This window comes from Cupriavidus alkaliphilus, assembly GCF_900094595.1.
Classification (GTDB): domain Bacteria; phylum Pseudomonadota; class Gammaproteobacteria; order Burkholderiales; family Burkholderiaceae; genus Cupriavidus; species Cupriavidus alkaliphilus.
Genome location: NZ_FMAD01000002.1, coordinates 484861 through 498785, shown reverse-complemented (window position 1 = coordinate 498785; position 13925 = coordinate 484861). Strand labels below are relative to the sequence as shown.

General features: G+C 70.9%; 9 protein-coding genes. 6 read left to right on the top strand and 3 right to left on the bottom strand.

The genetic code is table 11. The features are described from left to right. Window positions 1-122 precede the first annotated feature (122 nt). Complete coding sequence (locus GA0116996_RS05800; RefSeq protein ID WP_092308115.1) at window positions 123-1364, top strand: GNAT family N-acetyltransferase; 1242 nt, start codon at window positions 123-125, stop codon at window positions 1362-1364. 17 nt (window positions 1365-1381) lie between these two features. On the opposite strand, the gene GA0116996_RS05795 is transcribed toward GA0116996_RS05800, so the two are convergent. Together GA0116996_RS05795 and ppa are read right to left on the bottom strand one after the other, a co-directional pair. Next, the gene (locus GA0116996_RS05795; protein ID WP_092308113.1) at window positions 1382-1954 is read right to left on the bottom strand and encodes a cytochrome b; all 573 of its coding nucleotides are present in this window, start codon (window positions 1952-1954) and stop codon (window positions 1382-1384) included. A 125-nt stretch (window positions 1955-2079) separates the two neighbouring features. Beyond that, window positions 2080-2607, bottom strand: a complete 528-nt coding sequence (ppa, locus tag GA0116996_RS05790) for an inorganic diphosphatase (protein WP_012352043.1) — start codon at window positions 2605-2607, stop codon at window positions 2080-2082. Window positions 2608-2811: 204 nt separating this feature from the next. On the opposite strand from ppa, the gene GA0116996_RS05785 reads away from it, so the two are divergent. The 5 genes from GA0116996_RS05785 to GA0116996_RS05765 all read left to right on the top strand — a co-directional run bounded on the left by GA0116996_RS05785 (window position 2812) and on the right by GA0116996_RS05765 (window position 7811). Then, complete coding sequence (locus tag GA0116996_RS05785; RefSeq protein ID WP_092308111.1) at window positions 2812-4248, top strand: aldehyde dehydrogenase family protein; 1437 nt, start codon at window positions 2812-2814, stop codon at window positions 4246-4248. Then, window positions 4241-4483, top strand: a complete 243-nt coding sequence (locus GA0116996_RS05780; protein ID WP_010813008.1) for a hypothetical protein — start codon at window positions 4241-4243, stop codon at window positions 4481-4483. The genes GA0116996_RS05785 and GA0116996_RS05780 overlap by 8 nt, the downstream gene beginning before the upstream one ends. Before the next feature lie 149 nt (window positions 4484-4632). Beyond that, a complete protein-coding gene (locus tag GA0116996_RS05775; protein WP_092308109.1) occupies window positions 4633-5391 on the top strand; it encodes an SDR family oxidoreductase in 759 nt (252 codons plus the stop codon). A gap of 84 nt (window positions 5392-5475) precedes the next feature. Then, window positions 5476-6783 carry an MFS transporter gene (locus GA0116996_RS05770; RefSeq protein ID WP_092308107.1) on the top strand — a complete coding sequence of 436 codons (1308 nt, stop codon included), beginning with the start codon at window positions 5476-5478 and terminating at the stop codon, window positions 6781-6783. Between the two features lie 173 nt (window positions 6784-6956). Then, a complete protein-coding gene (locus tag GA0116996_RS05765) occupies window positions 6957-7811 on the top strand; it encodes a hypothetical protein (RefSeq protein ID WP_092308105.1) in 855 nt (284 codons plus the stop codon). Between the two features lie 117 nt (window positions 7812-7928). Here the strand turns inward: GA0116996_RS05765 and GA0116996_RS05760 are convergent, their stop codons facing one another. Further along, a complete protein-coding gene (locus tag GA0116996_RS05760) occupies window positions 7929-13889 on the bottom strand; it encodes a hybrid sensor histidine kinase/response regulator (RefSeq protein WP_092308103.1) in 5961 nt (1986 codons plus the stop codon). Window positions 13890-13925: the final 36 nt, after the last annotated feature.

Genomic DNA, 13925 nt, shown 5'->3' with positions numbered 1-13925 from the left:
TCGCCCGGTGCATCCGTGGATGCCTGCGAAAGCACTATTGACCAGGATGCTCCATTTTACGACGCCGGCCCCGGAGCGGGGTTTCCGGTAGACTCGACCGGTCCACAGAGGGAACTGGTGCAATGCAGTCTGAATCATGCGTGCCCGGACAGGGCCAGCCGGCACGGCAAACGCGCAGCGAAGCGGGCGATGCCGCCCCGCAATACCGTACCGAGATCGTCTCCGACCTGGGCCAGGTCGATGCCGCGGCCTGGGACGCCCTGGTGGCCCGCCACGCCGACGCCACGCCCTTCCTCAAGCATGCCTTCCTGCACGCGCTGCACGCCAGCGGCAGCGCCTGCCCGGACACCGGATGGCATCCGCGCTACCTGACGTTATGGGCGCCGCCCGCGGCCGGCCGCCCGCAACGGCTGGCCGCCGCCATGCCGCTGTATGCCAAGGCGCATTCCTATGGCGAGTATGTCTTCGACTGGGCCTGGGCCGACGCCTACGCGCGCAACGGCATCGAGTACTACCCCAAGTGGCTGGCGGCGATCCCGTTCACGCCGGTGCGCGGCGCGCGGCTGCTGGCCGAAGACGCCGAGGCGCGCCGGCTGTTGCTGCAGATGGCGCTGGCGCTCGCCGCCGACAGCCAGATGTCGTCGCTGCACATCCTGTTTCCGGACGAGGCCGAGGCCGCGCTGATGGCGCAGGCCGGCATGCTGATGCGGCACGGCGTGCAGTTCCACTGGACCAATGACGGCTACGGCAGCTTCGACGACTTTCTCGCCACGCTGTCGCAGAAGAAACGCAAGAACATCCGCGCCGAGCGCCGCCAGGTGGCCCAGGCCGGCATCACCTTGCGCCGCCTGCGCGGCGCGGAGATCGACGACGACGCCTGGCAGTTCTTCAACCGCTGCTATCGCCAGACCTACCGCGAGCACCATTCCACGCCTTACCTGAACCTGGATTTCTTCCGCCGCATCGGCGCCGCCATGCCGCAGCACCTGCTGCTGGTGATCGCCGAGCGCGCGGGCCAGCCCATCGCCAGTTCGCTGCTGGTCTATGACGCGGCGCCCGAGGTCAGCACGCTCTACGGACGCTACTGGGGCGCGCTCGAATACCACCCGTGCCTGCATTTCGAGACCGCTTACTACCAGCCGCTCGAGTTCTGCATCGAACACGGCATCGGCACCTTCGAGGGCGGCGCGCAGGGCGAGCACAAGATGGCGCGCGGCTTCCTGCCGGTGGCCACGCGCTCGGCCCACTGGCTGGCGCACCCGGCCTTTGCCGATGCCGTCGAGCGCTTCCTGGCGCGCGAACGCCAGGGCATCGACGCCTACCTGGACGAGCTGGGCGAGCGCAACCCGTTCGCGCGCGCCTGAGGCTTATGTGCTGGCGCTCAGCGCCACATGCGCCGCAGCGTGTCGTCGCCCAGCATGTAGTGATGGAACAGCGATGCCATCGCATGCAGGCCGATGACCATGTAGAACGCGGTGCCGAGGGTTTCGTGCAGGTCCTTGACGCTGTTCTTCAGCGCCGGGTCGGCCGCGACCAGCGCGGGCACTTCGATCCCCAGAGCCGGCAGCGCCAGCAGGTGGCCGCCGGCATTCATCGCCAGCAGGCCCAGCAGCGGCTGGGCCAGGATGAACAGGTACAGTACCCAGTGCATGGCCGCGCCGGCCAGCTGCATCCAGCGCGCGCCCGGCTCCGGCGCGGGCGCGCCGCGCAGCAGGCGCCACAGCAGGCGCGGCAGCGCCAGCACCAGCACCAGCGCGCCGGCCCATTCATGCACCGCCATGGCCAGCGCGCGCGGCGGCGTGCCCCTGGCGAAGCTGCCCTTCAGCTCGATCGCGGCATAGGCCAGTGCCACCAGCACGAACACCGCCCAATGGAAGGACACCGCCAGCCGGTCATAGCGGCGCGCCGACGGCAGGGCCTGCGGCGATACCTGGATTTCGGTCACGGGTTGCATGGGGGACTCCTGTTGTCAGTACCGGCCTAGCGTAGCGTGCGCCACCCGGACGGGTGCTAACGCGCATCAAGCGCGCGGCAATAAAAAACCCCGCCGGAGCGGGGCTGATTCAGCGGCGGTTCAGCTTACTTCTTGTAGTTCGCCACGCCGTCGGTGATTTCCTTGTGGGCTTCCTCGATGCCGGCCCAGCCTTCGACCTTGACCCACTTGCCGGCTTCCAGTGCCTTGTAGTGCTCAAAGAAGTGCTTGATCTGGTCCAGCAGGTTCTGCGGCACGTCGGACAGGCCCTTCATGTAGGCCGTAGCCGGCGACAGCTTGTCGACCGGAACCGCCACCAGCTTGGCGTCGACGCCGGACTCATCGGTCATCTTCAGCATGCCGAGTGCGCGGCAACGCACCACGGCCCCGGCCAGGATCGGGAACGGCGACAGCACCAGCACGTCGACCGGGTCGCCATCGCCCGACAGCGTCTGCGGGATGTAGCCGTAGTTGGCCGGGTAGCGCATGCCGGTGCCGATGAAGCGGTCGACGAACAGCAGGCCGGTTTCCTTGTCGGCCTCGTACTTCACCGGATCGCTCTGGGCCGAGATCTCGATGATGACGTTGAAATCGTTGGGGATGTCCTTGCCCGGGGATACGAGGTTGAAGCTCATGCGGTTCTCCAGATGCCTGCGCTGTGTTGTCGGATGGCGGGCATTATAGCGGCTCGCGCCTGACCGGTTGCTGACAAGCCCTCGCCCGTCCTGGCTTCGCTGGCCCGCTGCAACGCGTTGCAGCGACGCCAGCGTCGGCGATAATGGCGCATTCTTCAGCCGACACTGAATAGCCGCAGCCCTTATGCTGCCCCGGAGCCACCCATGCACGCCCAGCACTTCGTCGCCAACCGCCTGATCGCGCCCGACAACGGCCTGCGCATCAAGGTTTTCGATCCCTCCAACGGCGAGCCGTTCGCCGAGATCGCGCGCGGCAACGCCACCGATATCAATGTCGCCGTCCACGCGGCGCGCCAGGCCGCCGACGGCGCCTGGGGCCAGATGGCCCCGGCCGAGCGGGTGCGCCTGCTCAACCGCGTCGCCGTGGCGCTGATCGCCCACGAGGAAGAACTCGCCGCGCTCGAGGCCCGCGACACCGGCAAGCCGCTGCGCCAGGCGCGCGCCGACGCCCGCGCGGTGGCGCGCTACTTCGAGTTCTACGCCGGCGCGGTCGACAAGCTGCACGGCCAGACCATTCCCTACAACCCGGGCTATACCGTGCTGACGGTGCGCGAGCCGCACGGCGTGACCGGCCATATCATCCCGTGGAACTACCCCCTGCAGATCTTCGGGCGCAGCGTCGGCGCGGCGCTGGCCGCCGGCAACGCCTGCGTGGTCAAGCCGGCCGAGGACGCCTGCCTGTCGCTGCTGCGCGTGGCCGAGATCGCCGCCGAAGCCGGCCTGCCCGAAGGCGCGCTCAACCTCATCACCGGCTACGGCCACGAGGCCGGCGCCGCGCTGGCGCGCCACCCCGGCATCAACCACATCTCGTTCACCGGCTCGCCGCAGACCGGCAAGCTGGTGTCGCAGCTGGCCGCCGAGAACCATGTTCCCGTCACGCTGGAACTGGGCGGCAAGTCGCCGCAGATCGTCTTTGCCGATGCCGACCTCGACGCGCTGGTGCCGGTGGTGGTCAACGGCATCGTGCAGAACGCCGGCCAGACCTGCTCGGCCGGCAGCCGCCTGCTGGTGGAGCGCCCGGTCTACGACGTGCTGCTGGACCGGCTCGCGTCGGTATTCGAATCGCTGCGCGTGGGCCCGTCCGAGCTGGACCTGGAATGCGGCCCGCTGATCAGCCGCAAGCAGCAGCAGCGCGTGTGGGACTTCGTCTCCGACGCGCAGCACGCCGGCGTGGCGGTGATGGCGCAGGGCCAGATCGTGGCCGAGGCGCCCGAGGCCGGCTACTACCAGGTGCCGATGCTGTTCCGCGACGTGCCGCCCGCGCACCGGCTGGCGCAGGAAGAAGTGTTCGGCCCGCTGCTGGCGGCGATGCCGTTCGACACCGAGGCCGAAGCCATCGCGCTGGCCAACGGCACGCCGTACGGGCTGGTCGCCGGGGTCTGGACCCGCGACGGCGGGCGCCAGCTGCGCCTGGCGCACAAGCTGCGCGCGGGCCAGGTCTTTATCAACAACTACGGCGCCGGCGGCGGCGTGGAGCTGCCCTTCGGCGGCAGCGGCCAGTCCGGCTACGGCCGCGAAAAGGGCTTCGAGGCCCTGTACGGATTCACCACCCTGAAAACCATCGCCATTCAACATGGGTAACATCAATTTCCTGTCGGTCGCCTTTGCCATCTTCTTTTTCTGGATGGCATGGCATGTCCGCAACAAGCGCGCCACCAATCCTTCGGGCATGCCGCGGCTGCAGGTGTTCAAGCGCAAGTGGGGCGACGTGGTCGGTGACCGCGTGCACTGGTGCCTGTACGTGGCGCTGCCGTTTTTGCTGGCGCTGATGATGGTGGCGAATGCCTTGAGGGGGCGCGGGCCGTTTTCGCATTGAACGAACGGGACTCACGCACTGCTGTCGCTTGATTGCCCACCACCCGTAGCAAAGGCTCCCCTCTCCCGCGAGCGGGAGAGGGGAGCAAACCCGCAGGACTTGATCACTCGGCAGCAAACACAGTACCCACACCAGAAAGGAGACAACCCATGAGACTGGCCAACAAGGTAGCGATCGTCACCGGCGGCGGTTCCGGCTTCGGCGAAGGCATTGCCCATACCTTTGCGCGCGAAGGTGCCAACGTGGTGGTGGCCGACCTGCGCGAGGATGCCGCCGAGCGTGTCGCCGCGGCGATCCGCGACGCCGGCGGGCGCGCCCGCGCGGTGCGCGCCGATGTCTCGCGCGAAGCCGATACCGAGGCCATGCGCGACGCCGCGCTGGCCGTCTTCGGCGACGTGCATATCGTGGTCAACAACGCCGGCACCACCCATCGCAACAAGCCGATCCTGGATGTCGCCGAAGACGAGTTCGATCGCGTCTATGCCGTCAACGTCAAGAGCATCTACTGGTCGGCGCGCGCCTTTATCCCGCATTTCCGCCAGCGCGGTGGCGGCGTGTTCGTCAACATCGCCTCCACCGCCGGCATCCGGCCGCGCCCGGGCCTGGTCTGGTACAACGGCAGCAAGGGTGCGGTGATCACCGCCAGCAAGGCCATGGCCGCGGAGCTGGGCCCGGACAATATCCGCGTCAACTGCGTCAACCCGGTGATCGGCGCCACCGCGCTGCTCGAAGAATTCATGGGCATGCCCGACACGCCCGAGAACCGCGCGAAGTTCCTCGCCACCATCCCGATGGGGCGCATGTCGACGCCGCAGGACGTGGCCAACGCCTGCCTCTACCTGGCCTCGGACGAAGCCGCCTTCATCACGGGCACCTGCATCGAAGTGGACGGCGGCCGCTGCGTCTAAGCCGCGCGCCCTGGCCTGCTTGCCCAGTCGTACGGTAGCTGTAAGAACGCGTCACACAGAAACGCCAATTCCTCAGGAGACAGCATGACAACGACCGCAGTAAACCCCGGCGTCAGCGACGCCGCCTTTGAAGACGCAACGTACCGCAAGGTCAGCTGGCGCCTGGTGCCCTTCCTGCTGCTGTGCTACGTGGTGGCCTACCTGGACCGCGTCAACGTGGGCTTCGCCAAGCTGCAGATGCTGAACGACCTGCAGTTCAGCGAGACCGTCTACGGCCTGGGCGCCGGCATCTTCTTCATCGGCTACTTCCTGTTCGAAGTGCCGAGCAACGTGATCCTGCACAAGGTGGGCGCGCGCGTCTGGATCGCGCGCATCATGATCACCTGGGGCGCGATCTCGGCGGCGATGATGTTCGTCACCACGCCGACCATGTTCTATGTGCTGCGCTTCTTGCTGGGCATCGCCGAGGCCGGCTTCTTTCCCGGCATCATCCTGTACCTGACCTACTGGTACCCGGCCAACCGGCGCGGGCGCACCACCACCTTCTTCATGACCGCGATCGCGCTGTCGGGCGTGATCGGCGGGCCGCTGTCGGGCTGGATCATGCAGTCGTTCGACGGCCACAACGGCTGGTCGGGCTGGCAGTGGATGTTCCTGCTGGAAGGCATTCCGTCGATCCTGGTGGGGCTGTGGGTGCTGGCCTACCTGGATGACCGCATCGCCCACGCCAAATGGCTGTCGTCCGAGGAAAAGGCACTGCTGGAGCGCAATATCGCCAGCGAGAACGCGCACAAGGAAGACCCGCCGATCCGCACCGTGCTGTCGAGCCCGCGCGTGTGGCTGATGAGCGCGATCTACTTCTGCTTCGTCATGGGCCTGTACGGCGTCAGCTTCTGGCTGCCGACCATCATCAAGCAGACCGGCGTCAAGGGCGCGCTCGATATCGGGCTGCTGACCGCCATCCCCTATGGCTGCGCGGTAATCGGCATGGTGCTGGTGGCCTACAGCGCCGACCGCAGCGGCGAGCGCCGCTGGCATATCGCAGTGCCGGCGCTGGCCGGCGCTGTCGGGCTGCTGCTGTCGGTGCAATGGCACGGCGACACCACGCTGGCGATGGTGGCGCTGACGCTGGCGACGATCGGCATCCTGACCACGCTGCCGCTGTTCTGGAGCCTGCCCACGGCGTTCCTGGCCGGCACCGGCGCGGCCGCGGGCATTGCGCTGATCAATTCGCTGGGCAACCTTGCCGGCTTTCTCAGCCCCTACGCGGTGGGCTGGCTCAAGGACCTCACCCGCAGCACGGATTCCGGCATGTACCTGCTGGCCGCGTGCCTGGTGGTGGGCGCGGCGCTGACGCTGTCGGTGCCGAAGCGGCTGGTGAGCCGGCAGTGAAGTCGCGCGCGCGCCGCTTGCCGGCGCGAATGCGCCGTCGGCTGACGCGGATGTAGGACCACGCCCGGCAGTGTCGCCTATTCCTGGGCCCTAGCATGGAAAAGAGACACCCGGAGTGATCCCCACGGGGTCCTCCGGGGCATCTGATTCCCAAGCTTGCCAAGGAGGCCACGATGCCGCAACTGCTTCCGTTTGCCCCTACCCGTTCGCTCAAAGTCATCGAAGCGCGCCTGGCGCGCCGCTCGCGCGTGAAGCGCCTGGTGCTCGCGCTCAGCGCCGGTGTGGTCGCGCTGCTGGCCCTGGTGCCCGCCGCCAGCCATGCGCAGGCACCCGTGGTCGATGCCAGCCCCGTGCCGGCAACGCCGGCCGCGCCAGCGACTGCTGCACCGGCCCCTGCGCCAGGCACGATGGCACCGACGCCGGGCGCCACCGCGCCGCCCGCCACCACTGTGCCGCCGGCCGCAACCGTGCCGCCCTCCACCACCGTGCCGCCCTCCACCACAGTGCCGCCAGCGGCCACCATGCCGCCTGCCACCCAGCCCGCGCCCGGCATAGCGGCGCCGGCCACGGCAGCGCCGCCGCCAACCGCTTCACCGATGCCCGCGCCCACCGGCACGCCGCCGGCAATGCCCGCGCCGCCGCCCGTGGCAGCCCCGGGGCAACCCCGGCCGCCTTTGACGGTACCGCCCCCGCCGCCGCCGCGCGACGCGATGGTGCAGCGCCAGGCCGGCCCGGTGGCTTATATCTGCGGCGGCGTGGCCGAGGACGAGCAGGTCGCGCTGCAGTCGCAGGCGCGCAAGTACAACATGAGCCTGCTGTTCACGCAGGGCGCGCGCGGCGAATATCTGTCGGATGTCGACGTCAAGCTGATGCGCGGCGGCAAGGAAGTCGCCAGCTTTGTCGCCGACGGCCCGCGCTGCCTGCTGAAGGCGCCGTCGGGCACCTACAACGTGCGCGCGACGTACCAGGGCCGGACCAAGACCATGACGGTCAGTACCAACAGCAAGAATGCGCAGATGCGGTGGTAGTGCGCTGAAGCAGTGAACCCTGGATGCGCCTCGGGTGATCGCGTGGGGTACTCCCTCTCCCGCATGCGGGAGAGGGTTGGGGTGAGCGCGGGAGCATCCACGAAGTGAAGGTTGTCGCTATTGCGCGCGCCCGCCTTCCCCCCCCTGCCCGTCCCCCAGCATCTGCGCCACCGACCCCGCCGTCCCCGCCGCCCGCTCACCCAGCAAGCGGTGCAGCGTCCCCAGCAGTTCATCCTCGTTATACGGTTTGCCCAGGTACACGTTGACGCCGATTTCCTCGGCATAGCGACGGTGCTTGTCGGCGGTGCGCGAGGTGATCATCACCAGCGGCAGGTGCGCGGTGCGCGCGTCGGAGCGCACGTTGCGGGTCAGGTCGAAGCCGTCCATGTGCGGCATCTCGATATCGACCAGCATCGCATCCGGCATCACGTCCTGCAGCTGCTTGAGCGCATCGACGCCGTCGCGCGCCAGCACCACGTGGTAGCCGGCGCGGCCCAGCAGGCGCTGGGTGGCCTTGCGCACGGTCAGCGAATCGTCCACCACCATCACGGTAGGCTGCGCCGCCAGCCCGGCCACGGGTTCGGCGGTGCCGTCGCCCGCCAGTTCCGCGACCGCGCCCGGTTGCGCGGCCACGGCCGGCCGTTGCTGCGATGGCGCCAGCGGCGGATCGAGCGGCAGCGACCGGCCGCGCTCGCGTATGAAGCGCTGTGCCAGCACCACCGGGTTGTAGATCAGCACGATCTCGCCATCGCCGAGCGTGGTGGCACCGGCGATGCCCTCCAGCCGCGCCAGGTGCGGGCCGATGTGCTTGACCACCACTTCGCGGTTGCCGACCACGTCGTCGACATGCACGGCAACGCGCTCGGCGCCGCTGCGCACCAGCACCACCGGCGAGTACTTGCGCCCTGCGGGCGCGGCCTCGCCCTGTTCCAGCAGCGCGCCGAAGTAGAAGAACGGCACCTCGGCGCCGGCCACGGCCAGGCGGCCGTGGTTGTACGCGTCGAGCAGCGCCGGCGCGCGCAGTTGCTGCACCTGGTCGATCATGCCGCTGGGCACCGCATAGCGGCGCGCGCCCAGCGCGATCACCAGCACCTGCGTGATGGCCGTGGTCAGCGGCAGGTGCACGGTGAAGGTGGTGCCCTGCCCCGGCTGCGATGCCAGCGTGATACGCCCGCCGAGCGCCACGGTCTCGGCGCGCACCACGTCCATGCCCACGCCGCGGCCGGCCAGTTCGGACACCGCTTCGGCGGTGGAAAAGCCGGGTGTGAAAATCATCTCGGTCAGGCGCGCCTCGCTGGCGTCGTCGTCCGGCGCCAGCAGCCGGCGTTCGACCGCGCGGGCGCGGATGCGCGCCAGGTCCAGCCCACCGCCGTCGTCGATGAAATGCAGCACCACCTCGTTGCCTTCCTGCTGCACCTCCAGCGTGAGCGCGCCGGTGGCGGGCTTGCCCGCGGCACGGCGCTGCGCGGCGGTCTCGATGCCGTGCGCCACCGCGTTGCGGATCAGGTGCTCGATCGGGCCGGCCATGCGGTCCAGCACCGAGCGGTCGATCTCCACCGTGCCGCCCTTGATCAGCAGCCGCACTTCCTTGCCGGTCTCGGCCGCGGCCTGCCGCGCCACGCGGTAGAGCCGCTCGGCGAGCGCGTCGAACTGCACCATGCGCGCCTGCATCAGGCCGCGCTGCAGCCCGCGCGTCAGCCGCGCCTGCGCGGCCAGGTCGCCGGCGGCGCGGTCGAAGCCGCGCTGCAGGTTCTGCTCGACGGTGGCGACGTCGTTGACCGACTCGGCCATCATCCGCGTCAGTTCCTGGAAGCGCGTGAAGCGGTCGAACTCGAGCGGGTCGAATTCCTGCTTGTGCTGCGCATCGGCAATGCGCGACGCCATCTGCGATTCGGCCTGGATCTCGATTTCGCGCAGCTGGCCGCGCAAGCGCGCGACGTTGTCGTTCAGTTCGCCCAGGTAGGCGCGCATCGCCTCCAGCTCGCTGTCCAGGCGCGCGCGCGTGGCACCGACCTCGCCGGCCTCGTTGATCAGCGTGTCGAGCGCGCGCGCCTGCACGCGCACCAGCGCGCGCTGCGGCTCGACCGATGCCAACGGTGCGAGCGGAGCCAGCGGCGCGGCCGGCGGCATCGGCACCATCACGTCGGACGGCCCGGGCACCGCGGGCAGGTCGGGCGCGGGGGCCTCCGCGGCGGAATCGCCGGAAACTTCGGCGGCCTCAGGCTGCGCCGTGGCCGCGTCGGCCGCCTGCGCGGGATCGGCCAGGCCGTTGACCACATCGGCATCGTCGGCCGGCAGCAGGCGGCCGGCCTGCAAGGCCTCGGCATGCGCCAGGATGCGGTCGTACCAGGCGTAGAGCCGCTCGAACACCTTCGGCGCAACCGGCTGGCGCCCCTGCCCGCGCAGCGTGCTGTCGAGCAGTGTCTCCATCTCGTGCGCGGCCTGCCCCAGCGCCATCGCGCCGGCCATGCGCGCGCTGCCCTTGAGCGTATGCAGCGCGCGCAGCACCAGCCCGCCATGGCGCGCATCGTCGGGCGCGGCTTCCCAGCCGCGCAACAGCTTGCCCAGTTCGGGCAGCGAGCCCTGCGCCTCTTCCAGGAAGATCTGCACCAGTGCCGGGTCGGGGGCGGTGCCGGCGTCGGCGGCAGGCGCTTCCGGCGCGCGCGGCACCGTCGGCAGCGCGATCACCACCGCATCATGCGCGGTGACAAGCGGCACGGCAGGGGCTTCGGCGGCTGCGTCAGCGTCGGCCGCCGGCGGCACCGCGGGTGCGGCCTGTGCCGCGGGCGGCAGCGGGCCAAATGCCTGCGCCATGGCGTCATCGGACTCGGCCGGCGGCGGCGGCGCGGGCAGCGCCACGCGCGGGCGCAGCAGCGCGCGCTCGCCGAACTCGACCAGGCTGCGGCGCAACGCGGCATCGGCCTGCGGCCAGATGCCGGCGGCAAACTGGTGCAGCATGCCGCGCATGCGCTCGGCGGCCTGCTCCAGCAGGCGGAAATCGCCCGCGTGCATCGCCACCGGATGCGCGCCCAGCTGCAGCAGCAACGCTTCCAGCGCCTCGGCGATCTCGCGCACCGGCTCCAGGCCAACGGTCGATGCGCTGCCCTGCAGCGTGTGGGCGACGCGCAGCGCCAGTTCGCTCGGGCATGGATGGGCTTCATGCCGCCATTCGGAGATATCGGTGGCGAACTGTCGCAGCAGGCCGTCGGCCTCCTGCAAATAGACGTTGTACAGCGCCAGGCCGATGCGCACCGGGCCGATGACCTTGTAATGGTCGTCCTCGTCCGACAGGCCACCGGCCAGGCGGAACGGGATCACGTTGCCGTCGGGCGTGCCGGTATCGGCGGGGGCGTCGGTATCGGCGGCGGTATCGATGTCGGTTGCGGCGTCGGTTGCGGCTGCGTCCGGATGCTCGTTCGGCGCCTCGCCGCCAGCCACGTCAGGCGCGGCCTGCGCCAGGTCCGCGGCGGTGCCGGCATCGCGCACCGCCTCGGCGGCTGCAACCAGCGGCGCGATGTCGTGCCATGCCGCGGCATCGCCGTGCAGCCGCGCCACCCACGCCGACAGTTCGGCATGCGCGCGGCGCAGCAGCGCCAGCAGCGCCGGCGCGGGCTCGCGCGCCTCGGCCAGCCACAGGTTCATCACCTGCTCCACCGCCCATGCCGCCTCGCCGTAGCGATGCAGGCCGACCATGCGGCTGGAGCCCTTCAGCGTATGGAATGCGCGCCGCAGCCGGCTGAGCATGTCGGCATCGCGCAGCGCCTCGACGCCGGCGCCAAGGTCGCCGGCGATGCCGCCCAGCACCTCGTCGGCCTCGTTGAGGAAGATGTCGAGCAGCTCGGCATCGATGGCGGCGTGGTCGCCGGCCGCGGGCATGGACGGCGTGGACGGCGTGGTCGCGACGGCCGGCACCGGCGCGGGCTCCGCCGGCATCGCGGCGAGCGCCATCACCATGCGCGCGCCGGCGTCGTCGCTGCCGGCAAGCCAGGCGTTGCACTGCGTGACGGCATCGGCGGCCAGGCGGCGCAGCGCGGCGTCGTCGTCGATCGCGGCCTGGTCGGAGAGCGCCTGCAGCGCGGCACGCAGCCGCTGCACCGCCGGCGCGTCGGAAACGGCGCCGGCACGCAGGGCCTCGTCGGCGGCGGCGCGCGCCGCGTCGAGCGGATCCTGCGGCGCATGCGCGTCGCCCGCGGCAGCGACATCCGGCAATGCCTCGGCGTGGCGGGCACGGCCGAATTCGAGCGCATCGGCGAAGGCATGGACCACGCCCAGTTCCGCCGCCACCGTGCGCAGCAGCGCCGCGCGCGCGCCGGCGTCGGCAAGCTCGCCCTCCTCGGCAAGCGTTGTCTTGACGGCCTCCACGGCAGCGCTGGCCTGTGCGGCATCGCCGGCCAGCACGTCCGGCAGCGCCGGCGACGCCTGCAGCTGCGCCAGCGTGCCCGCCAGCGCGGCGAAGGCCTGGCGCGCGTCGCGCAGGTGCGCGGCGCCGTCGGGGCGCGCCGCATTGCGGTCATAGCTGTCGAGCCAGGATTCGCCACTGTCGAGTTGCGCGCGCAGCTGCGCCACGGCTTCGCTGCGCTGCGCCTGGGCGCGCGCCTCGTCAACCATGCGCGCCAGCCAGGCCGGCGCGGCGGCGACAGGGTCCGCCAGGCAGGCGCCCAGCGCGTCGCACTGCGCGGCAAAGTGTGCCGCGGCCGGATGGGCGGACAGTCCGTGCACGCGCCACGGCAGCGCCAGCGCCCGCGACAGGAACAGCGCGATGCCGGCGGCGCCGAGCGCGTCGCCGCAGCCGCGCTCGCGCCCCGGCATGGCGGCCTGCGCCAGGCAACGCTGCAGCGCCGGCTGCGCCAGCGGCTGCGCGGCCTCGGCCAGCGCGGCCAGCGCGATCTCCCACGCGGCCTGGTCCGCGGCGGCGGCGCGTTCGAGCCCGGCCGCGGCCTGCTGCAGGTTGCGCGTGTCGATCGGATCGAGCCAGCCGTAGTAGCGCAGCCGGAAATCGGCACGGGCCTGCGCGTGGGCGGCATCGAGGCGGAACGCCGCCAGCGTGCGCGCGATGTCGGCGCGCAGCGCCGCCGCGTCGTCATTGCCGCCCTCGGCCAGCCCGGTGCAAACCAGCAGGAACACCGCGTCGTTCAGCAGCGCCTGCGGCACGCGCACATGGCCCTGCTGGTACTGGCGCAGCAGCAGATTGGCGCGGCCGGCAAAGCGCTTGGCCAGCAGGTCCGACGGCAGCAGGCCCAGCGCCAGCGCGCGGCACACCAGCCCGAGCACGTGCCAGACGCCGCGGTCGGGATGGTCGGCGGCACGGCGCGCTTCCTGCTCGTTGGCACGCAGTTCATCCAGCGCCGCGTGCAGCGGCAGCCAGGCTTCGCGCAGCAGCGCCGCGTCGGCGCATGGCGTCGGCAGGCGCAGCGCCTTGAGCAGCGCCGACTCGAACTGCTGGCGCGCGCGCGTGACCGCAGCCGGCCCCTTCGGCGGCAGCAGCATGCCGGGCAGCATCTGCAGCTCGTCGAGCCACAGGTCGGCCGGATGCACGCGTTCCTCGCCCAAGCGGGCGAGCACGGCGGCATAAGGCTGGAACAGGCGCAGCGGGGCCTCGTCGTCGCCGGCCATCAGATCGTCGACATATTCGGCCAGCGCCTGCACGCCGGCGCGGAATACCTCCAGCGCCTCGGGGCCGGCGGCAACGGTGCCGGCGTCGATGGCATCGAGCAGGCGGCGCAGCGCCTGGCAATACGGATCGGTCCCGCGCAGCCCGACGATATGCACGGCGCCGGCGGCCTGGTGCAGATGCTGGCCGGCCAGGCGCAGCGAGGTGGTATCGCGCGCGCCCAGCGCCTCGGGCGCCTGGCGCACTTCATCGACATAGTGGCCCAGCTCCGCGGCGGCGTCTTCGAGCGCGCTGCGCAGGCTGGGCGCCAGCCACGCCAGGCCGGACAGGTCACGCGCGGCGCCGCCGTCGGGCGACGGCGGCGCGCTGGCCGGCAACGGTGCGGGTTCGGGTTCAGGCAAGGCGTCGGGGCCGGCCGGCATGCCGGCTGCGGCCGCGTCGCGCGGGATCGGGGAATTCAGGGACATGACGGCTTCCAGTGCGGCGCCGGCACGGCAGCCGCA

Excerpts from the sequence above, each read along its gene's own strand:
- GA0116996_RS05765 (WP_092308105.1), top strand. The coding sequence starts at position 6,957 with ATGCCGCAACTGCTTCCGTTTGCCCCTACCCGTTCGCTCAAAGTCATC.
- GA0116996_RS05760 (WP_092308103.1), bottom strand. The coding sequence starts at position 13,889 with ATGTCCCTGAATTCCCCGATCCCGCGCGACGCGGCCGCAGCCGGCATG.
- ppa (WP_012352043.1), bottom strand. The coding sequence starts at position 2,607 with ATGAGCTTCAACCTCGTATCCCCGGGCAAGGACATCCCCAACGATTTC.
- GA0116996_RS05775 (WP_092308109.1), top strand. The coding sequence starts at position 4,633 with ATGAGACTGGCCAACAAGGTAGCGATCGTCACCGGCGGCGGTTCCGGC.
- GA0116996_RS05780 (WP_010813008.1), top strand. The coding sequence starts at position 4,241 with ATGGGTAACATCAATTTCCTGTCGGTCGCCTTTGCCATCTTCTTTTTC.
- GA0116996_RS05795 (WP_092308113.1), bottom strand. The coding sequence starts at position 1,954 with ATGCAACCCGTGACCGAAATCCAGGTATCGCCGCAGGCCCTGCCGTCG.
- GA0116996_RS05770 (WP_092308107.1), top strand. The coding sequence starts at position 5,476 with ATGACAACGACCGCAGTAAACCCCGGCGTCAGCGACGCCGCCTTTGAA.
- GA0116996_RS05800 (WP_092308115.1), top strand. The coding sequence starts at position 123 with ATGCAGTCTGAATCATGCGTGCCCGGACAGGGCCAGCCGGCACGGCAA.
- GA0116996_RS05785 (WP_092308111.1), top strand. The coding sequence starts at position 2,812 with ATGCACGCCCAGCACTTCGTCGCCAACCGCCTGATCGCGCCCGACAAC.